Origin of the sequence: Mycobacterium palustre (assembly GCF_002101785.1) — a bacterium.
GTDB lineage: Bacteria > Actinomycetota > Actinomycetes > Mycobacteriales > Mycobacteriaceae > Mycobacterium > Mycobacterium palustre.
In genome coordinates, this window is record NZ_LQPJ01000100.1 from 56270 (window position 1) to 82513 (window position 26244).

The following is a 26244-nucleotide window of genomic DNA, read 5'->3' on the forward strand; positions in this document are numbered from 1 at the left end:
CGCAGTGTAGGGCCCCCGACGGACGGGCCAATGTGGCCGAACCCCGCCCCGGCCGGGGTCCGGCGATGTGGCGTCCGCGCCTGCCGAACCAAACGGTTGGCGTCCGAAACGTGCAAGGAGCTGGTCACTTCGGGTTGCCGCCGCCGGCGCGGCGAGCGGTTCGGCTAACACCCGGCCGGCCAGCCGGGCCTCGGCGAGGGGTGGCGAAACGCACAGCAGCGCCGCCGCGCTTTGTCCGGACGCGGGGGCGGTTCGAGCCCGATCGAGCTACCTATATAGACAGGCCTCGGCGGCAAAAATCATCGCGAAAGAGCCCTCAACTCGGGCCTGCCGCTGACAATGGTGATTGTCAGCGCCGGCGAGCACCCCGCAATTTACCTGCCGGCAACCTGTTTCCAGTTGCCTAAGGCAGGGTTTCGGCAAGGCGACGGGATCGCGACGCGGGCGAAGAGGCGAAGGAAATCGATGACCACGACACAGGAACGACCCGTCGAACGGCGGGGCTTGGTTCAGCAGCTCACCGCGCTGTGCGTCCGGTACGTCGAACGCCTCATGCCCGACCCGTACCTGTTCGCGGTCATCCTCACGCTCATCGTGGTCGCGCTCGTCGCGCTGCTCGTGCGGGGCGCGACGCCCGCCGGCATCCTCAAGGCGTGGTACGGCGGGGTTTGGGGAGCCCAGAACATCTACACCTTCGCCTTTCAGATGGTGCTCGTCCTGGTGACCGGTTACACGCTGGCCGAGGCGCCCGTACTCAAGCGGGCCATCATCCGCGTCGCGAGCAAGCCGGCAAACCAGGTGCAGGGTGCGTTGCTGTGTTTCGGTGTCAGCACCGCGTTTTCGCTCCTGAACTGGGGGCTGGGCCTGGTCGCGGGGGCCCTGGTCGCGCGGCAGATGGCGAAACGGCTCTCCGGCGCGCATTTCGGTTACCTCATCGCGACCGGGTTCATGGGGTACATCGTCTGGACCCAGGGCCTGTCGTCGTCGATCGCGCTCGCCAACACCGATACGTCCAGCCCCATCAACGTGATTCACAAGATGACCGGAATGACGGTGCCGTTGACGCTGACGGTTCTCCAGCCCTACAACGTGGTCGCCGTGCTAGTCATGGTCGGGCTGCTCGCCGTCGCCATCTGGCGGATGGAACCCAAGCAGGGCCTCGAGCCCGACCCGGCGGTCTTCGAGGAGGAGCCGGAAGCGGCCGCGCCCACCGGCAAGCCGACGTTCGCCGAGCGGCTGGAAAACCTGTGGATCCTCAACGTCCTCGTCTTCGCCGCGGGCATCACGTACTTCGTGCTGAGCGGCTTCGCCCTCAACATCTCGTCGATGATCATGCTGTTCACCGTCACCAGCGCCCTGCTGCACCGCACGCCGATTCGCTTCATCCGCGCGTTCTCGAACGCCGCACGGGTGTCCGGCCCCCTGCTGCTGCAATACCCGCTGTACGGCGGGATCGTCGGGCTGCTGGGGTACCTGCCCACCGGCTCCGGCAAGGCGCTGCAGACGGTGCTCGCCGAGGCGGTGGTGCGGGGGGCGGACCAGTACACGCTGCCGTTTTTGACCTTCGTCGGTTCGGTCCTGATCTCGTTGTTCGTGCCCTCCGGCGGCGGCCACTGGGCGGTGCAGGGGCCGATCGCGGTCGGTTCGGCGGTGGCCATCGGCCAACACTCGGCCGGCTACCTCGGGCTGATGTCGATGTCGGTCGCGATCGGCGAGGGCGTCGCGAACATGATCCAGCCGTTTTGGCTGCTGCCGGTGCTCGCCATCGCAAAGCTGAATGTCCGTCAGGTGATGGGCTTTACGGTCATCGCGTTCCTGATCGGTTTCGGGGTGGCCGGCGCCGCGGTGCTCATCGCCCCGCATGTGCTTTGATGCCCGGATGACCCGGCGTCGCTCCCCCACCGCCCGGGTGGCCGCCGCGTACCGCAGGATCGCCGAGGTCGACCGGCCCGAAGTATGGATCACCCTGCGCCAAGAGGCCGACGCACTCGCCGATGCCGCCGAGGTCGAGCGGCGGATCGCGGCGGGCGAAAACCTGCCACTCGCCGGACTGGTAATCGCCGTGAAGGACAACATCGACGTCGCGGGCCTGCCCACCACCGCGGGGTGCCCCGAGTTCGCCTACCGGCCCACTGTCACCGCCGCCGCCGTCGACCGGCTCCGCTCCGCCGGGGCGGTGATCCTGGGCAAGACCAACCTCGACCAGTTCGGCACCGGGCTCGTCGGCACCCGCAGTCCCTATGGGGCCGTGCGCAATTCCCGCGACCCGCGCCTCGTCGCCGGGGGCTCCAGCTCCGGTTCCGCGGTGGCCGTCGCGCTGGGCATCGCCGACGTCGGCGTCGGCACCGACACCGCGGGATCGGTTCGCGTTCCCGCCGCGCTCAACGGCATCGTCGGGATCAAGCCCACCCTCGGAATCGTCCCGACGCACGGTGTGGTCCCGGCGTGCGCCAGCTTCGACGCCGTCTCGGTGCTCGCGGCAGACCTCGGCACGGCCAGCGCCGCGGCCGCGGCGATGGCCGGCCCCGATTCCCGCGACCCGCGCAGCCGCGCCTGGCCCGCCGACGTTCGGCTCGCCGCCCCCAGCGCGCCCCGGGTCGCGATCCCCCAGTCCGCCAACCTGGCCGCGCTGAGCGACGCCTACCGGCGGGCGTTCGAAACGAGCGTCGCCCGGGCGGCCGAGGCGGGGCTGACCGTCGAGCCTCTCGACATCTCGGTGCTGCTCGACGCGGCCCTGCTGCTCTATGACGGCGCGTTCGTCGCCGAGCGCTACGCCGCCGTCGGAAAATTCCTCGCGACCCGGCCGGCGGGAGCGGATCCCGTTGTGGCGTCGATCATTTCGGGTGGATGCGCGGTCACCGGCCCCGCGTTCGCCGCCGATCTGGATGCGCTGGCACGCGCGCGGGCCGAGGCCGGCAGGCTCCTCGACGGTTTCGACGCGTTGCTGTTGCCCAGCACCACCGAACATCCCACGCTGGACGAGGTGCGGGCCGACCCGTATTCGATCAACCGCCGCATGGGCACCTACACCAATTTCGGCAACCTGCTCGACATGGCCGCGGTCGCCGTGCCCGGCGCGCCGACGGCCACCGGCGCTCCGTTCGGGGTGACGGTCGTCGTGCCGGCTTTCGCCGACCAGGTCGCCGTCGACATCGCCGCGCGGCTGAGCGGCACGACGCCGGCGTTGCTGACGCAAACCGGTTGCGACGTCGTGCTATTCGGTGCGCAGGCGACGACGCGGCAGCTGCTCGAAGGGCTCGGCGCCCGCTACGCCGGACGGGTCGGCGCCACGGCTGCCGGCGCGCCCCGGGGCGACCTGTTCCGCGTCTCCGAGGCCGGCCTGGGCCGCCTGGTGGCGTCACTTCCGGCGCCCGCCACGGTCGGCCGGTTCGCACTCGACGACGCGCGCAGCGCCATCGGGTTGACGGCCGCCCCGTCACATCCACAGCTTGGCTAGCGCGTCGGCGAGGGATTCGGGGTCCTGCTTGTCGGTGTTGCAGGTGACGGCCAGGGCCGTGTGGCGATCCCTGCTCACGCGGAACGCCGTGACGAATCCGGCCCAGGCGCCGTCGTGGTCGAGCTTGCCGTCGGCCAGCAAATAGATGCCCGCGCCGTAGCGGTCCGCGCCGCCCGGCTCGGTCGGCACCGCCCCGGCGAGTTGGGCGTCGCGCAGCCGCGAGCCGCCCACCCGGCCGGTCCGGTAGTTGTCCGCCCAGGCCACCAGCTCGCGGGGGGTGGTCTGAATCCCGCCGTCGCCCACCTGCTCCCACAGGGATTCGGTCGGGCGGTAGCCGCCGGTGACCTTTTCGTACGCGACGGCCTTGTCGGGGATCGGGCCGGTGGGATCCAGCACCATGGCCAGGCCGAGCGGCCGAAAGACCCGCTCGGCGAGGAAGCGCGGCAGCGGTTCTCCCGCGACCCGGCGGACGACCTCGCCGAGCAGCAGGTAGTTGGAGTTGGAGTACTCGAACGCCGAACCGGGCTGGAATTCCAGCTTCGGCACGGCGGCGAGGGCCCGCAGGGCCTGCTCCTGGCTGGTGCGGTCGCCGATTTGGAAACCCTGCGCCTCGAGCAGCCCCACGTACTCGGGGATGCCGCTTGTCTGGTGCATCAGTTGCCCGACGTCGACGCCGGCGCCCCACGCCGGCAGCTCGGGCAGGTACCGGGAGATGGGGTCGTCGAGGGCCAGCTTCCCCTCGTCCACGAGCAGCAGCAGCGCGGTCGCGGTGAATTGCTTGGAGACCGACGCGATGTCGAACACCGTGCGCGGGGTGATCGCGGTGCTGGCCGACATGTCCGCGACGCCGCGAACCCCCGTCCAGGCCACGTTGCCGTCGACGCCCACCGCCGCCGAACATCCCGGCGCATGAGCCTTGACGTTGTCGTCCAGCACCTTCTGGCTGTCACGCGCCTTAACGTCGGCCTGACCCGTCGTGCCGGAGGAGGCGGCGCCGGGCGCTGCGGGATGGCCACCGCCGCAGGCGCCCACCACCAGCACGGCCACCGCGACCAGTGACGCCCGTATCATGCTGTCCCACAACATGCATGAATGATCGCGTCCCGATCGCCGTCCCCGCAGCGGAATCGCGTTTTGCGCCGCGGCGGCGGGCGGTAGGGTACGCGGCATGCCGGGTAGGAAGTTCTCGTTCGAAATCAACCGGACCAGCAGCGCGCCCGCCGCCGCGTTGTTTCGGCTGGCGACCGACGGCGCCAACTGGTCGAAGTGGGCGAAGCCGATCGTCGTCCAGTCGAGTTGGGCGCGCCACGGCGATCCGGCACCGGGCGGTGTCGGCGCCATCCGCAAGGTCGGGATGTGGCCGGTGCTGGTCCAGGAGGAGACCGTCGCATACGAGCAGGATCGCCGCCACGCCTACCGGCTGATCGCGCCGTCGACCCCGGCCAAGGGCTACTCGGCCGAGGTAATCTTCACGCCAAAGCCCAACGGGGGCACAGACATTCGCTGGACCGGCTCGTTCACCGAGGGCGTGCGGGGGACCGGCCCCCTGATGCGGGCCGCGCTCGGCGGCGCCGTGCGGTTCTTCTCCGGCCGGTTGGTGCGCGCGGCCGAGCGTGAGTCGAGCGCCCCGCGGCAGTAAAACCGTTGATGCCCAAGGGTTTTAGGGGGCTAGGGGTCGTTGGCCTGCTGCTCGTCCAGTTGAGCTTGCTGCATCCCCTGCTCGAATTGCTGCTCGGCCTGCTCGTTTTGCAACTCGGCCTGCTGCTGGGCCTGCAGCATCTGTTGCAGTTGGGCCTGCTCGGTATCGGTGTCGGTGTCGGTGGCGAAGGGGCCGTGCGCCGGGGTGGGCAGCGCCACGGTGGCCTGTGAGGCATCAGGGCACGCCACATTGGAAAGCGCGAACGACGCCAGCGCCGCGGCCCCGGCGACGGTGAGCCGGAAAGTGGGTGACCGCCGGCGGTGAAGTGTGGACAGCATGCTTCATGCTTGCGCGGCGCGCTAGCTGTCACCTTTGCAGCGCCTATCGCCCGAATGTGAAATCAGCCGTTGCAGCGTCGTTCGACGGTTGTCGCGGCGGCCCAAACTCGTAGGCTTGCGTGAGTGATCGATGTCGTCGTCGCGGGCGCCGGCCCGAACGGGCTGATGCTCGCCGGCGAGCTCGGGCTGGCCCGGATCCGCTCGGTGGTGTTGGATCCGCTGCCGGGGCCCAATCCGGGCCGGCGCGCCAACGGCATTGTGGGACAAGCGGTTCGGTTGCTGGACCACCGCGGACTGTATGGCCCGCTGGCGCAGACCGACGACCCGCCGCGGCCCAACCCGCGCGCGATGTTCGCCGCGTTCCCGCTCGATCTGACGCTGGTTGCGGACCCGCAAGTGTTCCTGCTGCCGGTTCAGCAGCCCAGGCTGGTTCGCGTCTTCGCGGACCGCGCGCGCGAGCATGGCGCGACATTCGTTGGGGCCACAGGCTAACCGGCTTCGGCCAGCACGACGAGGCCGTCACCGTCGAAGTCACCGGCCCCGAGGGGCCCTACGTTCTGACGGCCAGGTATCTGATCGGCGCCGACGGGGGCACCAGCACGACACGCAAGTTGGCCGGCATCGATTTCCCCGGGATGTCGTCGCACGACTTGGTCGCGCGGCTCGGGTTCGGCGTGCTACCGCCCGACAAATGGATCGACCCGCACGGCGGCGGCCCGGACATCCCCGGATTCGGCCGCGTGCCGCCCCTGCAGTTCCACCGCGCGGACCACGGCGTCTTCGCCTACGGGGCGCTCGGCGGCCGGGCGGCGGTGATCGTCTTCGAACTCGACAGGGCGGCCCGCGAAGAACCGCCAGACGAACCCGCGGACGAGCCGCCGATGAGCCTGGCCGAACTCGAGGCCAGCGCCAAGCGCGTGCTGGGCGCCGACGTGCCGCTGCGACCCGTATCCCCCGACGCGCCGTTGGATCTGCGCCGGTTCTTTGGGATCAATTCCCGGCTGGTCTCCCGATTCCGAGCGGGACGGGTGATCGTGCTCGGCGACGCCGCGCACGTCCACTCCCCCATGGGCGGGCCGGGCCTCAACCTCGGGCTGCAGGACGCGGCGAACCTCGGCTGGAAGCTGGCCGCCGTGCTCCACGGCCGCGTCCCGGCGGCGCTGCTCGACACCTACGAGGCCGAACGCCGGCCCGCCGCCGAGCGGGTCATCATGCACAGCCGGGCCCAGCTGGCCCTGGTCCGGCCCGGGCCGGAGGTCACCGCGCTGCGCCAACTATTCGCCGAACTTCTCACCGACCCGAAGGTCGTCGAACGGCTCAGCGATGTGATATCGGGGGCCGAAAACCGTTACGCGACAATCGATGACGCGCACCCGCTGGCAGGGCGCTGGGTGCCGGACTTCGGGATCGAAAACGCCGGCGGCACAAGGCGAATCGCCGAGCTCGCCCGCGACGGGCGGCCGCTGCTCGTCGATTTCACCAACGGGGGCGCCGCGGCGCAGGCGGTGGCGGATGTGGCCGGCGAGCTCACCGTCGCCGCGGGACGGCCCGTCGGCGACGTGCCGGCCACCGCCGTGCTGGTCCGACCCGACGGTTACGTGGCGTGGGCGTCGTCCGCGCTCACCCCGGGCGCCGACGAACTGAAGAAGTTACGGGGCGCGCTGGCACGCTGGTTCGGCATCTGAGCCGCGGGCCGTTCGGCCGCTACGTGGAGCCTTTCTCGCTTTCGTACTTCTTGGCCATGTGCTCGATGGCCTGCAGCTGCGTCTGCGCGAGATCGTCGCGCACCTGACCGGCGCGCGCGGCGGCATCCAGCGTCGGTTGGGCCTGCCCCTGGAAGTGCGGCATCACCTCGGCGGCGAACAGTTCGGCGGAGCGCTTGGTGGCGGCCGGGTTGGCCCACTCGTGGCCCATCTGCAGGAAGCAGCCGAAGCCGCCGGACTGATCCCAGAGCCGCTGCACCTGCGCCCGCGCCCGCTCCGGGGTGCCGATCACGCCGGCGCCGTTGTCGTTGATGATGTCGATCATCTCGTCGAGCTGTTCGCCCGGCATGGTCATCTGGGGGAAGGCCGCCACCTTTTGGAAGTAGCGGAACCACGGCTCGATACCGAATTTGACGTCGGCGCGGGCCTGTTCGTCCGTCTCCGCGATATGCATCGGCCCGACCAGGCTCCAGTTCTTGCGGTCGACGCGGGTGCCGAAGGCCGCGGCGCGCTCCTCGGCGATGCCCCAGTGGTAGGCCAGCGCGTCGAAGCCCTCGACGATCAGCGTCGCCCCGATGGACAGCAGCCCGATGCCGTGCTTCCCGGCCAGCCGCGCGCCGGTGGGCGAGGCTACCGCGGCGACGGCCAGCGGGATGCCGCCGTCGGAGTAGGGCGCCAGTTGCAACTTCGCGTCGAAGAGCTGGTGCGTGGCCGTCTTGGCGGTCACGGTCTCGCCGGCCAGCAACCGGACGACGATGTCGAGGTTCGTCTCGAGCAGCTCTCGGGTATCGGTCGGGGTGAGCCCGATCATCGAGGAATCGGTAGGCAGCGATCCGGGGCCCATGCCGCCGATCACGCGGCCGTGGGTGAGATGGTCCAGCAGCATCAGCCGGTCGGCCACCCACAGCGGGTTGTGGTAGGCGAGCGAGATGACGCCGGTGCCGAACCGGATCCGCTTGGCGCGTTCCGCGGCGGCCGCGATGAAAACCTCTGGGGAGCTGATGATTTCGCTGCCGGCGGAGTGATGTTCGCCCAGCCAGACTTCGTCGAAGCCGAGGGCGTCGAGGTGCTCGATGAACTCCAGGTCACGTTGCAGGGCCAGCGTGGGGTTGGTGCCGGCCCGGTGGAACGGGGCGATGAAATATCCAAACCTGAGCTTGGCCATGGGGATCCCCTTGCAGTCCGGTTGCGAAGAACCATAACGCAAGGCGCCCAGGGCGAGGCCCGGAAGAAAGACCCCAGGCAGAGCTCAGCCGGTGGGGCCAGGTCCTCGTGGCCCCACCGGCTAGGGAAACAGGTCCTAGAAAGCTCGGCGCTTAACGACGACCGGTGATCACGGGATGCCGCCGCAGACGTTGCCCACGCAGCCGCCACCGCCGCCCGGTCCGCCGCCGCCGCCCCCGACACCGGGGATGCTGCCTCCGCCGCCGCCGGGTCCGCCGCCACCGGTCGGGCCGCCGGGAACGCTGCCGCCCCCGCCGCCGGGTCCGCCGCCACCGGTCGGGCCGCCGGGAACGCCGCCGCCCCCGCCGCCGGGTCCGCCGCCACCGGTCGGGCCGCCCGGCTCGGTGGAGGGCGCGGGCACGACGCTGGTCGTCGTGGTGGTAGACGAAGGCGTGGTGCTGCTGCTGGCGGGCCCCTTGTTACCGCCGCCGCAACCCACCGCCAACACGAGCATGGCCGCGCCGCCGAAAAGCGCGACGGCGGTCCTAGCGTCAGATTTCATCAAAGCCCCCACTTCCCTCACACCACGCTTTACACAGTGAGGTACTCCTACCCGGGCGTGCGCTTCCACAAACGAAACCAAACCGCCGATTATGGGACTTCGGCGAGGGGGACGGGGCTACCTAGCCTTCCTTGGTGATCAGCTTGCGCAGCGCGACGCGGTCGGGCGCCAGCAGCTCGTCGATGCGCGGGCGGTTCACCTCGGCGACGATGATCTCTCCGACCTCCTGATTGACCTCGCTGAAGATGCCGTGCGACTTCATCTTCGAGGTCTGATACAGGTTGTCCTCGGTCGGCGTGACGTAGTAGACAGCGTCGGCCTTGAAGCGGTGCACGAGCCACAGATGGATCAGCGTCATCAGCCGCTTCTGGCGCAGCTTCTCGGCGAACGTGTTCTGGTCGCGCACCGTGAGGATGCTGCGGCCGTGGCGGTCCTTGATGGGGTCGAAGACGACGTTGGCCAGCTGCTCGTCATCGTTGCCGTGGATACCGAGCACCAGCACGTCGGAGCCGGGCCGGCGCGGCCGCAGCTGCACACGCAGCTTCTCGCCGAGCTGGTAGTGCTCGCTCCACAGCGCCAGCCACTCCTCCAGCAGCTTCTTCGGCACCTCGGTCTGCACGAGATGCTGATGCTGGGTGGAGCCCTTGCCCATGGCCTTGGTGGTCGCGGTGCGGCCCGACGAGGCGGCCAGCGCGGCGTCGCTGCGTGGGCCGCCGACCAAGGTTTGCGGAGTGCGGTAAGGGGATTCGACGAGGCGCATCTTGCGCTGCAGGCGGGCCAGCGCCAGCATGCCGTCCTGGCGCAGCGAGGTGGCGAACTCCTCGGCGGCGACGCCGTCGATCTGGTGCCCGCCGTAGGTGATGAAGTTGAAGACGAAGCCCATCTTGCCCAGCTCCTCGGGGAAGCGCCTCATCTCCTCGTCGGTCATCCCGGTGGTGTCCCAGTTGAACGACGGCGAAAGGTTGTAGGCCAGCATCTGGTCGGGGAACTCGGCGTGGATCGCGTCGGCGAACTGCCGGGCGTCGGCGAGGTCGGCGGTCTTGGTCTCCATCCAGAGGATGTCGGCGAACGGCGCGGCCGCAAGCGACTTCTCGATCGCGTAGGGAATGCCGCCGCGGATCTGGTAGTAACCCTCCGGGGTCTTGGCCAGCTCGCAGTCCCAGGGGCAGCTGACGCCCAGTTCCTTGGCCTTATGCGTGGCCTCGTAGAGCGAAGCCCGCTCCGCGAACCGGCGCCATTCGTCGGGGGTCATGCTGGCCGGTTCGTCGCCCTCGCTTTCGCCGAACGCGAGCACCTCGGCGACGGCTTCGCCGTACGTCATCAGCCCGGCGTCGTCCTCCCAGGCCGCGACGAAACGGGACTCGACCTGGTCGAAGAGGTCGTCGATCGATTGCCGCCCGTCCTCGCGCCAGGTGTTGACGGCATCGGATATCAGGCCCTGAATCCCTTGGCGCTCAAGCCATGCGGTGGCACCGGCGTATTCGGCGTCGGACATCGCGTAGAGCAGATGGCCGTTGAGCTCCTTAACGCCCAGCTCGTAAAAGCGCCGGACCAGCGCCAAGAAGCAGGCCTTGTATGACGGGATGTTCACGTTGGTGGCGCCGAGCAAAAACGGCTGGTCGCGCTCGTCGGCGCGGCTGTCCAACAGGTTGGCCGCCTCGGCGTCGGTGCGCGCCACGATGATCCCCGGCACCCGCATCACGTCGAGCTGGAAGCGAGCGGCGTTGAGCCGCTTGATCTGTTCGTCGGACGGCACCAGCACCTTACCGCCCTGGTGGCCGCACTTCTTGGTGCCCGGGCGCTGGTCCTCGATGTGGTACCCCGGCACGCCGACCTCGACGAAGCGGCGGATCAGGTTGCGCACGTGCGGATCGCCGCCATGGCCGGTGTCGGCGTCGGCGATGATGAACGGCCGGAAGTCATAGGCCGGGGTCGCCGCGCGCTGCCGCTCGCTCATGTGCAGGCGCTGGTAGTGCTGGTTGCGGTCGGCGGTCAGCAGGGCCCGCACCAACACCGCGGCCTCGTCGGGCACCTGGCTCAGCGGGTAACTGGCCAGGTCGGGTCCCGGGTCCTCGGTGGTGGAGCCCTTGGCCGAGGTCGCCCAGCCACCTAGGTAGATCCCCTCGATCCCCATCCGCTTCATGCTGACCGCCTGACCGGGCGAGTACGGCCCGAAGGTGGTGATGCTCTTTTTGGCGGCGAACAGTTCTCGCAGCCGCTTGTAGAAGGCGGTCGCGGCCTCCCGGGCGACGGTGTAGTCGGTGGGGATCGTGCCGCGCTGTTCCACGACTTGGCGCGCCGTGTAGAGGCGAGTGATCCCCTCGAAGCGAGGGTCGTCGAAGTACTGCTGCGTGGCGGCCACATCCTGTTCGAACGGTGTGCGGACCTCGGTGTCCTTCTCGATGATGGCCATGGCGCTCAGCTCCTCTACGGCTCCTCTACGGCGCGAATTCGCTGATCGCGAGTCTATCCCCGGGCCAGGCGGTTCAATCAGCCGTTGCGGTGCCGGTGCGAAACCGTTGCCGTGCGCCGTCGCGCTTACCGTCGTGCCGGCGAACGCCTAGCCCGCGTCAAGCCCGGCGCGCCGGGCCAGCCAGTCGCGCTGCCTGCGCACGAATCCCGCGTCGACAACATCGCCGTGACCCGGCACGTAGACCCCGTCGCCACCACCCATTGCGAGCACCCGATCCAGCGTCGCCGGCCAGGCCGCGACGTCGGAATCGGCGTCGATCGCCGGATCGGCGGACTCCTCGACGAGGTCACCGGTGAACACCACGGCCCGGTCACCCTGCCCCGTCGCCGGTGCGACCACCACCAAGTCCGACGCGGTGTGGCCGCGGCCCGGATGCGCGATGGTGACGGTGCGGCCGCCGAGGTCGACGACGGCGTCGGTGATCCCGTGCGGCGGCGGCCGCAAGGCCGCGATCGCGCGGTCGACCTCCGCGGGGTCCGCGCCGTGTTCCACGGCGTCGCGGCGCAGGTCGTCGGCTGCCGTCGCCAGACATCCGGCCACCTCGGGCGCGCAGTACACGGTCGCCCCGGCGAACGCCGAGGACCCCAGGACGTGGTCAAAGTGCTTGTGCGTCAACACGACATGCGTGACCGGGCCTCCGGCGATGCGGCGCACGCCGGCGTCGATCGCGGCCGCCTCGATAAGCGTCGTTCCGGTGTCGACGAGCAGCGTACCGGTGCGGCCGCGCACCAGCCCGACCGTGACGTCGCAGAACGGCAACCGGCAGCGGTGCACCCCGGCGGCCAGGCGTTCCCAGGCCAAACGCACAAAGGGAAGGTAGCGGCCGGGTCGCGATCCCGCCGCGAATATGTCGGAAAATGTTGACATGTCGGAATTTTCCGACGTATTGTTGCCCGCGTGGCCACCGCCGATCGGGTCTTCCTCGCCCTGGCGAATCCGGTGCGCCGGGAGCTGTTGGAGATCCTCGCCGGGCGGCCCCTGTCCGCCGGCGAGCTCAGCGACCGATTCGAGCTCAGCCGCCCGGCGGTCGCCGAGCACCTCAAAGTGCTCCGGGACGCCGGGCTGGTGGCCGACGAGCCGCACGGCCGCCGGCGCATCTACCGCCTGACGGCAGAGCCGCTGGCGGAGCTGGGTTCGTGGCTGCATCCGTTCGAAAGGTTTTGGCGCGACCGGCTGGCCAGGCTCGCCGAGACGGCAGAGGAGTTGCAATGACCAAACCCGACGTGGCCGGCGAGACGCCCGCCACCATCCGGGTGGACCAGTTCGTGGCGGCGCCGCCGGAGAAGGTGTGGCGGCTGCTGACCGAACCGGAGCTGCTGCGGCGGTGGTGGGCCGAGGGCCAGGTGGCCGCGGTGGTCGGCCATCAGTTCACCCTGGACATGCCGGGCTACGGCAAGCAACCGTGCAAGGTGCTGGAGGTGGACCCGCCGCACCGCTTCGTCTACACCTTCACCCCGGCCTGGACGCTCACGTGGCGTCTGGAGCCCGAGGGTAACGGCACCCGAGTGTTCTTGGAGCACAGCGGTTTTGACTTGGACGAGACCAGGATGGCCCAGGCGTTCGATCGCATGGGCCGCGGCTGGCGCGACACCGTGCTCCCCCGGCTGGCCGACGTCGCCCTGCAAGCCTGACGCCGGGCGGGCCCCATGCGCGCAGTCGTCATCACCAGGCACGGCGACCCGTCGGTCCTGCGGGTCGAGCAGCGGCCGGACCCGCCGCCGCCCGCCCCGGGCCAGCTGCGCGTCGCGGTGCGCGCCGCGGGGGTCAACTTCGCCGACCACCTCGCCCGCGCCGGCATGTATCCGGACGCGCCGAAACTCCCCGCGGTGGTCGGCTACGAGGTCGCCGGGACCGTCGAGGCCGTCGGCGACGGTGTCGATCCCAGCCGCATCGGGGAACGGGTCCTGGCCGGAACGAGGTTCGGCGGCTACGCCGAAATCGTCAACGTCGCGGCCGACGACTCCGTCGTCCTCCCCGACGCCTTGAGCTTCGAACAGGGCGCGGCCGTCCCGGTCAACTACGCGACCGCGTGGGCGGCGCTGCACGGGTACGGATCGCTGCGCGCCGGCGAACGGGTGCTGGTCCACGCCGCGGCGGGCGGCGTCGGCATCGCGGCGGTCCAGTTCGCCAAGGCGGCCGGCGCCGAAGTGCACGGCACGGCGTCGCCCGCAAAGCATCAGAGGCTGGCCGAACTCGGGGTGGACCGGGCGATCGACTACCGCCGCGACGGCTGGTGGGAGGGGCTCGGCGCGTACGATCTTGTGCTCGACGCGCTGGGCGGCACGTCGCTGCGCCGGTCTTATGCGCTGCTGCGCCCCGGCGGAAGGCTTGTGGCGTACGGGATTTCGAACTTGCAGCACGGCGAGAAGCGCTCGCTACGCGGAGCCGCGCCGCACGCCCTGGCGATGTTGCGCGGCTTTAACCTGATCGACCAACTGTCAGAGTCCAAGGCCGTGATCGGGCTGAACATGCTGCGGTTGTGGGACGACCGCGGCACCCTCGAGCCTTGGATCACCCCGCTTGCCACGGCGCTCGACGACCAGACGATCGCCCCCGTGGTCCACGCGGCGGTGCCGTTCGCCGAGGCGCCGCGGGCGCACCGCATGCTGGCGGCCCGGGAGAACGTCGGCAAGGTCGTTTTGGTGCCCTAAGTTCCCAAGTTTCAGCGCCGCCGCAGTGGCTATCTAAACGGCATGGCTATCACCGAATCCCGCGAGGTCGTCATCGAGGCGACGCCCGACCAGATCATGGAGGTGCTGTTCGACCTCGAGTCGCTCACCGAGTGGTCGTCGTTTCACAAGAAGGTCGAGGTTTTAGAACGGGACGAGCGGGGCCACCCCACCAGGTCTCGGCAAGCCGTCAAGATCGTGGGCGTGACCGACGAACAGGTGCTCGACTACACCGTGCGCGACGACGGGGTGAGCTGGACGCTGGTGAGCGCCAAACAACAGCGGGGCCAAGAGGGCCGGTACACGCTCAAACCCGAAGGCGACGCCACGCGGGTGCATTTCCAACTCACCGTAGACCCGGCCGTGCCCATCCCCGGATTTTTGGTCAAAAGGGGGGCCAAGGGACTGATGGAAACGGCGACCGACGGGCTGCGCCAGCGCGTGCTGGCCGTCAAGCGCGGCAAGTAGTCCCTTCCCCGGGCGCGCTCCGCGAGCGACACTGTGCTCTATGACGTCGACACAGGTGCGCGTTTTTGGCCGGATCGCCGCGGCCATCGGCGGCGTGGCGCTCGTCGTCGCCGTGGCCGGCTGCGGCGGCCGCGGCGGCGCCCACCCGACGGCTCCCCCGGCGCCGACGGTGACGACCCTGGGCCGGACCGTTCCCATGGCGCCCGCCGGCGGGCCGCTGACGATCAGCAGCCCGGCCTTTCCCGACGGCGCCCCGATGCCGGCGCAGTACACCTGCAAGGGCGCCGACGTGGCCCCGCCGCTGACGTGGGCGGCGCCGGAGGGGGCGGCGCTCGTCGTCGACGACCCCGACGCCCCGCGCGGCCCCTACGTCCACTGGATCGTCGTGGGCATCCCGCCCGGCCCCGGCAGCACCGCGGATGGTCAGACGCCCGCCGGCGCGAGCAGCCTGCCCAACTCGGCCGGCCAGGCCGGATACAGCGGACCCTGCCCGCCCGCGGGCACCGGCGTGCACCACTACCGGTTCACCCTCTACCAACTGCCCGCCAACTTCCAGCTGCCGCCGGGGCTCGTCGGCGCGCAAGCGGCACAAGCGATTGCGGGAGCCGCCGCGGCGCGGGCGCAAGTCACCGGAACGTTCGCAGGCTGACGCGCCGGCCGCTTTTCGATCGACCCCGCGCTAACCGGTGGGCGTTCGGGTGGCCAGCCGAATCAGGCCGCGGCGCAACTTCTTGTCGCGCTTGCCCGCGGCGAGTTCGATCAGCGCGATCTCCGCGACCGCCGCGACCAAAAGCGCGGCGATCGGTTCCGGGGGCGCCCATCCCAGCGCGACCAGGTCTGGCGCGATCTGTGCGGCCGCACTTCCGTTGCGCGCGGCGACCAAATCGCTCAGCCCGGCCTCGGTGCGCGACTGAACCAGCAGCGCCTTGGTGGCCGGCTCGGCCAAGCACCCGTCGAGGTAGGCGTTCATCCCGGCTTCCAGCCGTTCGCGCCCCGGCGGTAGGTCGCCCCTGGCGGCGTCGATCGAGTCCTGCAGCTCGTCGTGGAACCTGGCGTGCAAGGCGCGCACGTATTCGGACCTGCTGGGCCAGTGCTGATAGAAGCTGCCCTTCGCCATCCCCGCCTCGGCGACGATCGCGTTGACCGAGATCCTGGCCAGGTCGGCGGTCCCCAGCAGGCGCTGCCCGGCGTCGAGCAACGCGTTGCGCCCCGGTTCGGGCGGCCTCACCGCGATCCCGCCTTGCGCCGGGCGCGGGCCGCCCCGGCCCCCGTCGGCGTATGCCGAGCGCGGCAGTGGGCCATCGTGTCCGCGAACGGCGCCTCGGGCGGCAAGGTCTGTCGCATCCCGGTTCCCTCCTTGTCATCGCCCGGCTACGGTTGTAGCGTACGGGTTGACCGACCAGTCGGTCAACCTGTGAGAGGAACTTTCATGGCGACTATCCAAACCCGGGCGGGGCGCGTGGCCTACCACGAATCCGGCACTGGCCCAACGGTTTTGTTGCTGCATGCCACGTTGCACGACCGGCACGACTTCGATCCCATCGCCGAGAAGCTGGCCCGGAAGTACCGCACCATCGCGGTGGACTGGCCCGGGCACGGCGAATCCGATCCGCTCGTCTCCCCGATGGAGACCAGCTCGCCGCTCTTCGCCGACGTGCTCGAAGACGTCGTGGACGGCCTGGAGCTGTCCCGGGTGACGTTGATCGGGAATTCGGTGGGCGGGTTTGCGGCCGCGCGGCTGGCCATCAACCGCCCCGAGTGCGTCGCGGGTCTCGTCCTCGTCAACACTGGCGGGTTTGTTGCCCTGACTCCGATGGTTCGGGCCTTTTGCCGGGTGCTCGGCACGCCGGCGGTTTTCCGGCGCGTCGCTCCCCGGTTCGTCCGCGGCTACATGAAGGCCAGGACCGACAGCGACCGGCGGATCGTCGAGCGTACGACGGCGGTGGCGAAAACGCCCGAGGGCGCCCGCAATGGCGCGGCGCTGTGGCGAAACCACGCCACGGTGCCGCTAGAGCACGACCTGCGCGATCGCGCCGCGGAGCTGACCGCGCCCACGCTGATCGTCTGGGGCAAGAAGGACATCGCGATACCGCTGCGCGCCGGGCGCGCGACCCACGACGCGATTCACGGTTCGCGGCTCGAACTCTTCGACACCGGGCACGTCGTCTTTTCCTCGGATCCGGACGGCTTTCTGGCCGTCGTGGAACCGTTCGTGGCAACGGTGGTGGCCAACGCCGGTCTGGGCGCGCACCGAAACCCCTGAGCGGCGAGGCGGTCGGGCTCGTCCGAGACGTGCGTCCCGCGGCTGACATCGTCGCCGACATGGTCGCCGACGCCGCGCGGATCCTTAACCGGGCGGGGGCGCCGAGCTCAGTACAACGGTGACCAGTCCGACGTGCGCAGCAGGCGGCTCTCCCACTGGTCGCGGTAGCGGAGCGCCTCGAACATGTAGCTGCCGGGCGCGCGGTGTTCCGGCGGGACCTCCTTGGTGAGCAGATGCACAAGCGCCGCATAGTTATTCGAGTCGTCGATCTTTTGCCACAGCATGGCTTCGCGGCGCCGAGAGCTGCCGTGCGCGACCTGAAAGCACGCCTGAATCTCCAGGATGCGCATCCTGGCGGGCGCCTGGGACAGCGGCCGGTAGTAGATGTCGTGCCAGGACTGGATGTAGTCGTCCAGCGGCGCGTAGGGCCAGCCGGTGTCCTCCATGAACATCGTCAACGGGTGCGTCTCGCCGCCGGTCGGCACGCTGGACAGGTCGACGGTCTGCAGCGGTGACCAGGCCACGGGCAGCAGGAGCTTGCCCGTCACCTCGTGGCGCAGGTTGTCCAGCTCGCGCATCCAGGGCCGAAGGTCGCCCGTCTGCGCGCGGCGCGCCAGCCGTTCCCACGCCGTGCCGTCGGTGATCCCGGTGATGGTGACGACGTTGTAGGAAACCCCGCTGCCGTGGGCGTGGTTGGTGTACCACAGCAGGCGCGCGTCGTCCCCGGCCGCCAGCGTGGGCATCCAACCCTCGCGGTAGGCGGCCTCGAATTCGTCCTGCCGCGCGCCCACCACCCGGTGGGTCTCGTGAAGAAACAGCATCGGCCCTCCTGGTTTTGCTCAGCCCCGGGCTCGCGTCTCGTCCAGGATCAGCGCGGCGAGCTCGCGGCGGTTGACCTTGCCGGTCGCGTTGTAGGGGATGCTCTCGACGACGACCAGCCGCTCGGGCAGCTTGAAATACGCGATCAACGCGCGGCAGTGCGCCCGCAGCTGCTCGAGAGTCACTGGCGCGCAAGCGACTACGACCGCTCCCACACGCTGGCCCAGCTCGTCGTCGGCGACCCCGGTGACCGCGACGTCGCTGACCGCGGGGTGCGAGCGCAGCGCCTCCTCCACCTCGACGGGCCCGAACTTCTCGCCCCCGCGGTTGATGGTGTCGCTGAGACGGCCGCACGGGAAAATGTAGCCGTCGGCGTCCAAGCGGGCCAGATCGCCGGTGTGCAGCCAGCCCTCGATGACGTTCTGGGGGCTGTTCACCCACAGCTCGCCCACGGCCCCGGCCGGCACGTCGCGGCCCGTCGCGGGATCCACCACTCGGACTTCGACTCCCGGTAGCGGCCGGCCAACCGAGCCGGCGCGGGCCGGGTCGAGGTGATCGCCGGGCAACAAGGTCGTGTAGGCCCCGAGCGTCTCCGTCTGGCCGAACACGTTGGCGAACGCCACATGCGGGAGCGCGGCCATCGCCCTGCGCACCAAGGGGATTGGCGCGGCGGCGGCCCCGTAGGCGATCGCTACCAACGACGTCAGATCGGTCCGCGGGAAGTCGGGATGGTCGAGGATGCGCTGCAGCATCGTCGGCACCATGAACGTAGTGGCGACCCGGTGCCGCGACACCAGCCGCAGCCATTCGCCGGCGTCGAATCGCGGCTGCACCACCGAGGTGTTGCCCGAGTACAAACCCCCGAGCGTGCCCAGCGCGCCGCCGACGTGGAAGAACGGGACGCACATCATCCCCACCGAGGGCTTGGCGTCCGCGCGGAACGGTGCGGCCATGCCCCTGATCCGCGCGGGGAGCCGGTGCCCGGTTATCCCGATCGCCTTGGGAAGCCCAGTCGTGCCGCTGGTGAACAGCACCAGCGCCTCCCGGCCGGGGTCGGACGTGGGCTGCGGGGCGTCGGCTTCGTCGCCGTCTGGCGCCGTGAGCACCGTGGGCGCGCCCGCGGCGCGGAGCCGATCGGCGTACGGCTCCCCCGCGACGGCCACGCCGGCGCAGCCGGCGCTTCGCAGCAGCTCTCGGAGCTCCGGCGGCGTCAGCGCCGGATTCATCAGCGCGGCAGCGGCCCCGATGCGTGCCGCCGCGAGCACGGTCGCGATCGACAGCAGGCTTCCGTTGTCGACGACCGCGACGCGCTGCCCCGGAGCCACGCCGCGGGCGGCCAGGCCGGCGGCGCACCGACGCACCGTCGCAGCCAGCTCGCCGTAACTGATGAAGCGCCCATCGATGATCAGCGCGACCCGGGAGGGATCGCCGGTGGCGGCGGCCTCGATGATCGTCCCGGCGTTCATGGCGCTAGTGCAGCGGTGACCACGCCGAGGTGCGCAGTAGCCGGCTGGTCCACTGGTCGCGCAGGTTCAGGGCGTCGTACATCCAGGTGCCCGGGGCGCGGTGTTCGGGGGGAATTTGGCTGCGCAGCAGCTCGAGCAGTTGCTCCGGCCGTCGGATGCGCTGCATCAAGATGACTTCCCGGCGCAAATGGCTGCCCAGCGCGGGCTGGAACGCCGCCTGGATCGTCAGCATCGAGGACGGCCGCTCGAGGCCGCGGGCATAGACGTCGCCGCAGCGGTCGATGTATTCCTCGAACTTGTCCTGGTAGGGCCACATGGTGTCTTCCATGTAGAGGGTCAGTTCGTGCTCGCGCCCGTCGGTCGGCACCGCGTCGAATGCCACCCGCTGCAGCGGCGACCACGGCAGCGGCACCAACAACTTGGCCTCCACGTCGTGGCGCAGTTCGTCGAGGCCGCGGATCCACTCTTGCAGGTCTCCGTGCTGCACCCGCCGCGCGAGGCGTTCCCATGCGGCCCCGTCCTGGACCGCGGTGACGGTGACGACGGTGTAGGAGGGGCCGCTGCCCTGGGCGTGGTCGGCGTACCACAGCAGCCGGGCGTCGTGCCCAGCCCCCAGTGTGGGCATCCAGCCCTCCCGAAAGGCGGCCTCGAAGTCGTCTGCGCGGCGGCCGCGCACCTTGTGCACCTCGTGCATGAACAACACGCGGACACCTCCCGACACGGAGCGCTCGCCCGATGGAAGCCCTCGCTCAACGGACCGTAGCCCGACCCGGTCGCGGGGTCCACGCCGGGTGTGCAGACGCCCAACTGGCTCCGGGGCGGGCCCTGGACAGCCGAGTTGAGAATCTGCTTTGCTCGACTCGGTAACGATCTTCACCGGGCGGGAGTTCGCCGATGGCCCGACTGAATGTGCCGGATGGCCCCGGCGGCGAGGCCGCCATGATCTGGACGCTGCGGCCCCAACTCGGGGCCATGGTGGAGCGGATGATCCGGGGCGCCTACCAGCAGAGCATCCTGCCGCCCGACGAGCGGGAGCTGGCCAGGATGCGAATCGCGCAGATCAACGACTGCCGGGCGTGCTCGGGATTTCGGGCCCCGTCGGTCCTCGACGCGGGCGTCTCCGCCGAGCTCTACGACAACGTCGCCGGGTACGCCAGCTACCCCGGCTACACGGCCCGCCAGCGTCTGGCCATCGAATTCGCGGAACGCTTCGCGACCGACCACGCGTCGATGGACGACGTCTTCTTCGGGCGGCTCCAGGAGGCGTTCTCCGACGCGGAGATCCTCGATCTCACGCTGTGCGTCGCGGTCTTCCTGGGCCTCGGGCGTTCGTTGACGGTGCTGGGCGTCGACCAGTCGTGCGCGATCGACCTGTGACCACGTTCGAATCAACGGTAAGGATCTGATGGACATCGCCTCGGTCGACGAGCTGCTGACCACCACGCGATCGGTGCGCAGGCGCCTCGACCTGGACCGGCCCGTCGGTCGCGACGTGATCCTCGAATGCATCACGCTCGCGATGCAGGCGCCCACGGCCAGCAACGCCCAGGACTGGCGGTGGCTGGTGGTCACCGATCCCGACAAGCGCGCCGCGATCGGCGAGATCTATCGCAGCATCGGGGCCGAGTACCTCGCCTACGCGGCCAAGGACGCCTCCGACGCACAGACCCAGCGGGTATACGCCGGCGCGCTGGCCCTGACCGAGACGCTGGGGCGGGTCCCGGTGCACGTCATTCCGTGCCTAAACAGCCGCATCGACAACTCCAACATGCTGACCGCTGCGTCGGCCTGGGCGTCGATCATTCCGGCCGGCTGGAGTTTTTTGCTCGCCCTGCGCTCACGCGGACTGGGATCGGTGTGGACGACGATGCACCTGGCCAAGGAACGGGAGGTCGCCGAGTTGCTGGGCATTCCGGCCACGGCCACCCAGGCGGCGTTGTTCCCGGTCGCGTACACGATCGGCACCGACTTCCGGCCGGCCGCGCGGCCGCCCGCGGAGACCGTAACTTATTGGGATACCTGGGGATAGCCTGGTTGGAGAACGCTGATGCAGTCGTACACCGTGCGATTCCACGTCGATGCGCCGCCGAGGAAGGTGTGGCGGGTGCTTCATCCGCCGGCCCCGCCGAACGCGCCGCGGCCTCGGGTCCTCAAGTGGCCCACCGGCAGCATGGAAATTCTCAATGAGGGCAACGAAGCCGGCGAGGGCCTGGTGCGCACCTGCGTCTTCGAAGTGCCCAAGTACCTGCTGTCCGGCGGCAAGGGGCGGTCCTGGGAGACGGTGACCGAAGCGGAGCTGAACAAGCTGTCGCGCTACGTGGCGGTCGGCGCGCCGCTGTGGTCTCGCGCGGAGGGCTACCACCGGCTCGAAGAGCAGCCCGACGGCACCACCGTGCTGACCTTCCACGAGACCTACCACGCCTACAACCCGGTGCTGCGTTTTTTCCTCGAACGGCCGGTGCACGCCAAGATCTCGCGCGACAACCTCGAGACGTACGAGCACGCGCTCGGCTATGCGGGCAAGGTGCGGCGGCTGACGTAGGCGGCCAACCGGTCCTCGGTGCGCGGGCGGCGACACGGATGTGAAATCGGGTGCTCGCCCCGGTACGCTGCGTTGCATGGGATTCAGCGTGGTCGCGGCACGATCGGCCGTCGCCGGCCTGCTGCTGGCCGGTTGGGCCGCGTCGGCGGGCGTCGCCGGCGCCGACCCGGAGCCGTCGCCGCCGCCCGGTCCGAAGACGTCCATCGACCACGACGGCACCTACGCGGTGGGCACCGACATCGCGCCGGGCATTTACAGCTCCGCCGGCCCGGTCGGCAACGGCACCTGCTACTGGAAGCGGCTGGGCAATCCCGACGGCAACATCATCGACAACGCCCTGAGCAAGAAGTCGCAGGTGGTGCAGATCGAGGCGACCGACAAGTCGTTCAAGACGTCGGGCTGCCAGCCCTGGCAGCTGACCCCGGACGCCACTCCCCCCGCCACCGCGCCGCCCGCCGGCGTGCAGGGGACTCTCGGCATCCTCAACGGCCTGCTCGGCGGCCAGAACGGCCAGCAACCGCCCCACTCCTGACGGGAGCTCACTGCCGTGCCAGGTGACCCGCAGCCGGTCGTGGTGCTCGGAGCCGGCGTCAGCGGGTTGACCTCGGCCGTCTGCCTGGCCGAAGCGGGTTTCCCCGTGCGGGTGTGGACCTCGGCGAGGCCGCTTCAGACCACCTCGGCGGTGGCCGGTGCGGTATGGGCGCCGCCGAGACCGGCCGAACGCGCCGCCGCGACCTTAAAGTGGACGGCGCACTCGCTGCGCGTGTTCCGCGAGCTGGCCGGGGACCCCGAGACCGGGGTCCAGATGGCGCCCGCGCTGGCGGTGGGCGACCCGAGCGCGACCGAGGTGGTGTCGGCCGCGGCCGACCTGATCCCGGACCTGCGGGCGGCCGACCCGGCCGACGTCCCGGCGGGTTTCCCCTCGGGCTTCCGAGCCGGGTTTCGCGCCACCTTGCCGATGATCGACATGCCGCATTACCTCGACTACCTGACGCGGCGGCTGTCCGCGGCCGGTTGCGACATCGAGGAGCGCCCCGTGCGGTCACTGGCCGAGGCCGCCGACGCCGCCCCCGTCGTGGTGAACTGTGCCGGGCTCGGCGCCGGGCCGCTGACCGGCGATGCCAGCGTCCGGCCGCTGTTCGGCCAGCACGTCGTGCTTGCCAATCCCGGTTTGCGGCAACTGTTTTTGGAGATGACCAACGGCCTGGAGTGGACCTGCTACTTCCCGCACCCGCGGCGCGTGGTGTGCGGCGGCATTAGCATCGCCGATCGCTGGGACGCCACGCCGGATCCCGAGGTGACCGACCGCATCCTGGAACGCTGCCGGCGGATCGAGCCGCGCCTCGCCGACGCGGAGGTGATCGAGGTCATCACCGGCCTGCGCCCGGACCGCCCCGCGGTGCGGGTGGAGGCCGAGCGACTCGGGAAGGCGCGCTGCGTCCATAACTACGGGCACGGCGGCAACGGGGTGACGCTGTCGTGGGGTTGCGCGCGCGACGTGGTGCGCCTGGTCGCTTCCCGGGAGGCCGCGTGAGCATCGACTACGAGCGGCAGGCCCACGTCGCCACGATCACGATCAACCGTCCCGAGACACGCAATTCGCTTGACATGGCCCACTTCCGCGACCTGGCCCGCGCCTGGGCGGCGTTCCGCGACGACGCCGCCGCCTGGGTCGCGGTGGTCACCGGCGTCGGACCGGACTTCTGCACGGGCGCCGACCTGAAGAAGTTCATCCCGGAGCTCACCGGCGACCTGCCCCGGCCCGACGGATGGAACAAGGACGACGCCATCCACGCAGTGCTGCATCGGTTTCCCGTGCACAAGCCGATCGTCGCGGCCGTCAACGGGACCTGCGTCGCGGGCGGCTTCGAGATGCTGACGTCCACCGACATCCGCGTCGCCGTGCCCGAGGCCCGTTTCGCGGTGATGGAGCCGAAGCGCGGCCTGTTCGCCGGCGGCGGGAGCACCGTGCGGCTGCCGCGTCAGATGCCCTACGCGCTGGCGATGGAGCTGCTGCTGACGGCCGACATGGTGGACGCGCAGCGCGCGCTCGCGATGGGTCTGGTCAACCGGGTGGTGCCGGCGGAACGGTTGCTGGACACCGCTTACGAGTACGCCGAGCGCATCACCGCCAACGCACCGCTCGCGGTGTTCGCGACGAAGCAGTCGGCGGTCGAGGGTTTGGCGCTCGACCTGGAGTCGGCGTACGACAACGAAACCCGGCACAGCGACCGGGTTTTCGAAACCGAGGACGCCAAGGAGGGACCGCGCGCTTTCGCCGAGAAGCGCCCGCCGCGATGGCAGGCTCGCTGAGAGATCTCAGGCGCGCGTCACGTCGCGAACGACCAGCGACAGCACCCAGCTCACGATGGAGAGCAGGATGGCGGCCCAGATCGCCGTCCACCAGAAGTGGTCGATCTGCAGGCCCCAGTGCGTGGTGTGGGCGGTGATCCACAACATCAACGCGTTGATCACGACGTGAACCAGGCCCAGCGTCAAGATGTACAGCGGGATCGACAAGATCTGGACGATCGGCTTGATGAACGCGTTGACCAGACCGAAGATCACGGCGACGACGAAGATGACGCCGACCGTCTGCAAGGTGGTATTGCCGCCCACAAATCTCATTCCATGCATGAACAGGGTGACGATCCACATCGCGAGGCCGGTCAGCGCGGCGCGGAGCAGGAAAGGGCCCATGCGCGAAATCCTGCCACCCGGCTCGGTTCAGGTCGCGCTCAGCGGGGGCGCGACCGTCACCAGCCGGAGCCGGGTACGCGGCTACGGTGCGAGCGCGATGATGCCGGGTCCGGAGGGCGGCGCCGGCGCCACCCCGCCGGAACCGCCGCCACTGCCGCCCCCGCCGCCACCGCTGCCCGGCGGCGAACCCACCACCGGGGGTGCCTTCTTCGGCGGGGCGGGCGCCGCCGCCTGTGGCGGCTGCAGCTTGTGGGCGTCCGACACGTGCGGGCGTGGCGGCGCAACGGGATCGGTCCCGCTGGCTCCTTCGACGAACGAGGCCAACCTCACCCGGTCTGTTGATCCGCCCCGGTTGGTGAAGCCCACCTGATGGTTCGGACAGTAGGCACCCGTCGATGCAACGACGAACCGGGTCTCGGTGCGACGGAGACGATCGGGGTCGAGGCCGGGGGTGATAATGTTCGCGTTTTTCATCAGCTCGTTCACGACGGTATCCGCGGGAACGCCGCCGTCTAGTTCCCCGCACACGCGGTGGGCGGTGTTGATCAGGTCTGGCACGCCCGAAATGGCGGGGACGCCTTCTTGACGGAGGAGCGCCATGAACTGGGCGTCCTGGTTTGAATCGGCGGCTGCTGCGCCGCCGCTTAGAATCGCGGCTCCGGTGAGCACCGTGGTGGCAGCGGCCAGGGAGCCGGCGTGGGTGGTGATGCCGGTAAACATGGAGGGTTCCGTTCCTTCTAGATCCCCCGACCCCGGTTTTGAATGGTGATCAGGCCACTTACGTGGCTATCTCCTATGGTCCACCCGATACCCTGCAAATTAACTGCGAGGTTGCCGCGAATTCACCAAAAGGTTGATGCGCAAGGCGCGCTCGGTCATCTAGAACTTGCGGCCGCCGCCCCGCCCAGATGCTAGTTGAGGTTGTAGAAGCGCTGCGCGTTGCGGCCGCCGATCTTTTCGCGCGCCTCCTCGCTGATGTCGGCGCGGGTCCGCAGGTGCTTGGTGCTCTCCGGCCATTCGCCGTCCCAGTGCGGGTAGTCGCTGGCGAACATGATGAAGTCGTCGCCGAGCACGTCGATCACGCCCGGCAGGATGGGTTCCTCCGGTTCGCATGTCACGAAGATGTTGCCCGCCTTGAGGTACTCGTGCGGGTCGCGCTGCCAGCCGTGCTCCACCCAGTCCCCGCGCTTTTCGTAGTGCTCGTGCAGGCGATCGATGAAAAACGGCACCCAGCCCGCGCCCGCCTCGAGGAAGGCGACCCGCAGCTCGGGGTGGCGCTCAAAGACACCGCCGGAGACCATCGCGGTCATCGCCGTCATCTGGTCGAACGGGAAGCTGATGCAGTGCACCTGGATGTAGTTGGTGAAACGGTCCACGCCGATCTTCGGCAGGTGGATGCCGGGAGCGCCGTGGATGCCGAGCGGCATGTCGAGGTCGACGGCGGCCGCGTAGAACGGATCGAGGTCGGGGTGGTCCAGGTTGCGAGTCTTGAGCGCCGGCGGGACCAGCGCGGCCACCAGGCCGAGTTCCTTGGCTTCGGTCAAGACGTCGATGGCCGCCCGGCCGTGCTCGATCGGGACGACCGCGACCCCGCGCAACCGGCCGCCCGACGAGGCGCAGAAGTCGGCGATCCACTGGTTGTAGAGCCGGGAGAAGCCCGCGGCGAACTCGGGGTCCTCGAGGCTCGGCGCGCACAGCCCGAGGCTCGGGTAGAGCACCATCGTGTCGATGTGGTCGCGGTCGGCGTCGCCCAGAACCCCTTCTGCCGACCGGCAATTGATGTCGGCCGCCGCGCTGATCCCGTGCTCGGGCGGGCACCCCGCTCCCGGGCCCCGGTCCTCGGGATAGTTGCGGCCTTCGAACGTCAACCGCATCCGCCCGTCGGTGCTGGGCTTGACGTACTGCGGCCAGCGTTTGATCGCTTCGATCGCCAGCGAGGGGTTCTCGGCCACGTGTCCATCGGCGTCGATGATTCGCATGT

At 69.9% G+C, this 26244-nt stretch carries 28 protein-coding genes and 1 pseudogene; 16 read left to right on the forward strand and 13 right to left on the reverse strand.

Annotated features, from left to right (window positions below; all coding sequences use genetic code 11):
* The first annotated feature begins 465 nt into the window (after window positions 1-465).
* Together AWC19_RS13015 and AWC19_RS13020 are read left to right on the forward strand one after the other, a co-directional pair.
* On the forward strand, window positions 466-1872 hold the full coding sequence (locus AWC19_RS13015; protein WP_085078483.1) for a TIGR00366 family protein: 1407 nt from the start codon (window positions 466-468) through the stop codon (window positions 1870-1872).
* Window positions 1862-3457: an allophanate hydrolase gene (locus AWC19_RS13020; protein WP_085078484.1), complete on the forward strand. Its 1596-nt coding sequence runs from the start codon at window positions 1862-1864 to the stop codon at window positions 3455-3457. The genes AWC19_RS13015 and AWC19_RS13020 overlap by 11 nt, the downstream gene beginning before the upstream one ends.
* Here AWC19_RS13020 and AWC19_RS13025 read toward each other — a convergent pair.
* The gene (locus AWC19_RS13025) at window positions 3437-4543 is read right to left on the reverse strand and encodes a serine hydrolase domain-containing protein (protein WP_142281146.1); all 1107 of its coding nucleotides are present in this window, start codon (window positions 4541-4543) and stop codon (window positions 3437-3439) included. The genes AWC19_RS13020 and AWC19_RS13025 overlap by 21 nt on opposite strands.
* Window positions 4544-4625: 82 nt before the next feature.
* On the opposite strand from AWC19_RS13025, the gene AWC19_RS13030 reads away from it, so the two are divergent.
* Window positions 4626-5096: an SRPBCC family protein gene (locus tag AWC19_RS13030; RefSeq protein ID WP_085078486.1), complete on the forward strand. Its 471-nt coding sequence runs from the start codon at window positions 4626-4628 to the stop codon at window positions 5094-5096.
* Window positions 5097-5125: 29 nt separating this feature from the next.
* Here the strand turns inward: AWC19_RS13030 and AWC19_RS29110 are convergent, their stop codons facing one another.
* Window positions 5126-5434 (reverse strand): hypothetical protein, encoded by a 309-nt coding sequence (locus AWC19_RS29110; RefSeq protein WP_142281147.1) that lies wholly within the window; start codon window positions 5432-5434, stop codon window positions 5126-5128.
* A gap of 123 nt (window positions 5435-5557) precedes the next feature.
* Here AWC19_RS29110 and AWC19_RS31600 point away from each other — a divergent pair.
* A pseudogene (locus AWC19_RS31600) lies at window positions 5558-7119 on the forward strand (FAD-dependent monooxygenase).
* 19 nt (window positions 7120-7138) lie between these two features.
* On the opposite strand, the gene AWC19_RS13040 reads toward AWC19_RS31600, so the two are convergent.
* The 4 genes from AWC19_RS13040 to AWC19_RS13055 form a co-directional block, all read right to left on the reverse strand.
* Entirely contained in the window at window positions 7139-8302 is a 1164-nt protein-coding gene (locus AWC19_RS13040; protein ID WP_085078487.1) for an LLM class flavin-dependent oxidoreductase, read from the reverse strand.
* Window positions 8303-8470: 168 nt separating this feature from the next.
* Window positions 8471-8863 carry a hypothetical protein gene (locus AWC19_RS29645; RefSeq protein WP_158090865.1) on the reverse strand — a complete coding sequence of 131 codons (393 nt, stop codon included), beginning with the start codon at window positions 8861-8863 and terminating at the stop codon, window positions 8471-8473.
* Between the two features lie 121 nt (window positions 8864-8984).
* Complete coding sequence (aceA, locus tag AWC19_RS13050) at window positions 8985-11276, reverse strand: isocitrate lyase ICL2 (RefSeq protein ID WP_085078488.1); 2292 nt, start codon at window positions 11274-11276, stop codon at window positions 8985-8987.
* 147 nt (window positions 11277-11423) lie between these two features.
* Complete coding sequence (locus AWC19_RS13055; protein ID WP_142281153.1) at window positions 11424-12143, reverse strand: MBL fold metallo-hydrolase; 720 nt, start codon at window positions 12141-12143, stop codon at window positions 11424-11426.
* A 90-nt stretch (window positions 12144-12233) separates the two neighbouring features.
* On the opposite strand from AWC19_RS13055, the gene AWC19_RS13060 reads away from it, so the two are divergent.
* Genes AWC19_RS13060 through AWC19_RS13080 form a run of 5 tightly spaced genes read left to right on the forward strand, consistent with a single transcriptional unit; the run spans window position 12234 to window position 15122 of the window.
* Window positions 12234-12548 (forward strand): ArsR/SmtB family transcription factor, encoded by a 315-nt coding sequence (locus AWC19_RS13060; RefSeq protein WP_372508559.1) that lies wholly within the window; start codon window positions 12234-12236, stop codon window positions 12546-12548.
* Entirely contained in the window at window positions 12545-12967 is a 423-nt protein-coding gene (locus tag AWC19_RS13065) for an SRPBCC family protein (RefSeq protein WP_085078491.1), read from the forward strand. Before AWC19_RS13060 ends, AWC19_RS13065 begins: the two co-directional genes overlap by 4 nt.
* A 15-nt stretch (window positions 12968-12982) precedes the next feature.
* Window positions 12983-13987 carry a zinc-binding dehydrogenase gene (locus AWC19_RS13070; protein WP_085078492.1) on the forward strand — a complete coding sequence of 335 codons (1005 nt, stop codon included), beginning with the start codon at window positions 12983-12985 and terminating at the stop codon, window positions 13985-13987.
* A gap of 42 nt (window positions 13988-14029) precedes the next feature.
* Complete coding sequence (locus AWC19_RS13075; RefSeq protein WP_085078493.1) at window positions 14030-14473, forward strand: SRPBCC family protein; 444 nt, start codon at window positions 14030-14032, stop codon at window positions 14471-14473.
* Window positions 14474-14513: 40 nt separating this feature from the next.
* Window positions 14514-15122, forward strand: coding sequence for a YbhB/YbcL family Raf kinase inhibitor-like protein (locus AWC19_RS13080; protein WP_085078494.1), 609 nt, complete (start codon window positions 14514-14516; stop codon window positions 15120-15122).
* Window positions 15123-15152: 30 nt separating this feature from the next.
* Here AWC19_RS13080 and AWC19_RS13085 read toward each other — a convergent pair whose 3' ends face one another.
* Entirely contained in the window at window positions 15153-15701 is a 549-nt protein-coding gene (locus AWC19_RS13085; protein WP_085078495.1) for a TetR/AcrR family transcriptional regulator, read from the reverse strand.
* 201 nt (window positions 15702-15902) lie between these two features.
* On the opposite strand from AWC19_RS13085, the gene AWC19_RS13090 reads away from it, so the two are divergent.
* Entirely contained in the window at window positions 15903-16736 is an 834-nt protein-coding gene (locus AWC19_RS13090; protein WP_085078496.1) for an alpha/beta fold hydrolase, read from the forward strand.
* A 107-nt stretch (window positions 16737-16843) separates the two neighbouring features.
* Here AWC19_RS13090 and AWC19_RS13095 read toward each other — a convergent pair whose 3' ends face one another.
* From AWC19_RS13095 to AWC19_RS13105, 3 genes are read right to left on the reverse strand one after another with little or no spacing between them, the layout of a single operon-like run.
* Complete coding sequence (locus tag AWC19_RS13095; RefSeq protein WP_085078497.1) at window positions 16844-17557, reverse strand: hypothetical protein; 714 nt, start codon at window positions 17555-17557, stop codon at window positions 16844-16846.
* 18 nt (window positions 17558-17575) lie between these two features.
* Window positions 17576-19021, reverse strand: coding sequence for a class I adenylate-forming enzyme family protein (locus tag AWC19_RS13100; protein ID WP_085078498.1), 1446 nt, complete (start codon window positions 19019-19021; stop codon window positions 17576-17578).
* Between the two features lie 4 nt (window positions 19022-19025).
* On the reverse strand, window positions 19026-19715 hold the full coding sequence (locus AWC19_RS13105; RefSeq protein WP_245848945.1) for a hypothetical protein: 690 nt from the start codon (window positions 19713-19715) through the stop codon (window positions 19026-19028).
* A 200-nt stretch (window positions 19716-19915) separates the two neighbouring features.
* Here AWC19_RS13105 and AWC19_RS13110 point away from each other — a divergent pair, with 200 nt between their 5' ends.
* From AWC19_RS13110 to AWC19_RS13135, 6 genes are all read left to right on the forward strand, one after another.
* Entirely contained in the window at window positions 19916-20398 is a 483-nt protein-coding gene (locus AWC19_RS13110) for a carboxymuconolactone decarboxylase family protein (protein ID WP_085078500.1), read from the forward strand.
* A gap of 28 nt (window positions 20399-20426) precedes the next feature.
* Window positions 20427-21050 carry a nitroreductase family protein gene (locus AWC19_RS13115; RefSeq protein WP_085078501.1) on the forward strand — a complete coding sequence of 208 codons (624 nt, stop codon included), beginning with the start codon at window positions 20427-20429 and terminating at the stop codon, window positions 21048-21050.
* Window positions 21051-21068: 18 nt separating this feature from the next.
* Window positions 21069-21563 carry an SRPBCC family protein gene (locus AWC19_RS13120; RefSeq protein ID WP_085078502.1) on the forward strand — a complete coding sequence of 165 codons (495 nt, stop codon included), beginning with the start codon at window positions 21069-21071 and terminating at the stop codon, window positions 21561-21563.
* 76 nt (window positions 21564-21639) lie between these two features.
* Entirely contained in the window at window positions 21640-22095 is a 456-nt protein-coding gene (locus AWC19_RS13125; protein WP_085078503.1) for an Rv1352/Rv1906c domain-containing protein, read from the forward strand.
* A gap of 15 nt (window positions 22096-22110) precedes the next feature.
* Window positions 22111-23097 carry an FAD-dependent oxidoreductase gene (locus AWC19_RS13130; protein ID WP_085078504.1) on the forward strand — a complete coding sequence of 329 codons (987 nt, stop codon included), beginning with the start codon at window positions 22111-22113 and terminating at the stop codon, window positions 23095-23097.
* The gene (locus AWC19_RS13135; protein WP_085078505.1) at window positions 23094-23876 is read left to right on the forward strand and encodes an enoyl-CoA hydratase/isomerase family protein; all 783 of its coding nucleotides are present in this window, start codon (window positions 23094-23096) and stop codon (window positions 23874-23876) included. Before AWC19_RS13130 ends, AWC19_RS13135 begins: the two co-directional genes overlap by 4 nt.
* Window positions 23877-23882: 6 nt before the next feature.
* Here the strand turns inward: AWC19_RS13135 and AWC19_RS13140 are convergent, their stop codons facing one another.
* The 3 genes from AWC19_RS13140 to AWC19_RS13150 all read right to left on the reverse strand — a co-directional run bounded on the left by AWC19_RS13140 (window position 23883) and on the right by AWC19_RS13150 (window position 26242).
* Complete coding sequence (locus AWC19_RS13140; protein WP_085078506.1) at window positions 23883-24263, reverse strand: phage holin family protein; 381 nt, start codon at window positions 24261-24263, stop codon at window positions 23883-23885.
* Window positions 24264-24344: 81 nt separating this feature from the next.
* Window positions 24345-24983, reverse strand: coding sequence for a DUF732 domain-containing protein (locus AWC19_RS13145; protein WP_085078507.1), 639 nt, complete (start codon window positions 24981-24983; stop codon window positions 24345-24347).
* A gap of 191 nt (window positions 24984-25174) precedes the next feature.
* Window positions 25175-26242 carry an amidohydrolase family protein gene (locus tag AWC19_RS13150; RefSeq protein ID WP_085078508.1) on the reverse strand — a complete coding sequence of 356 codons (1068 nt, stop codon included), beginning with the start codon at window positions 26240-26242 and terminating at the stop codon, window positions 25175-25177.
* Window positions 26243-26244: the final 2 nt, after the last annotated feature.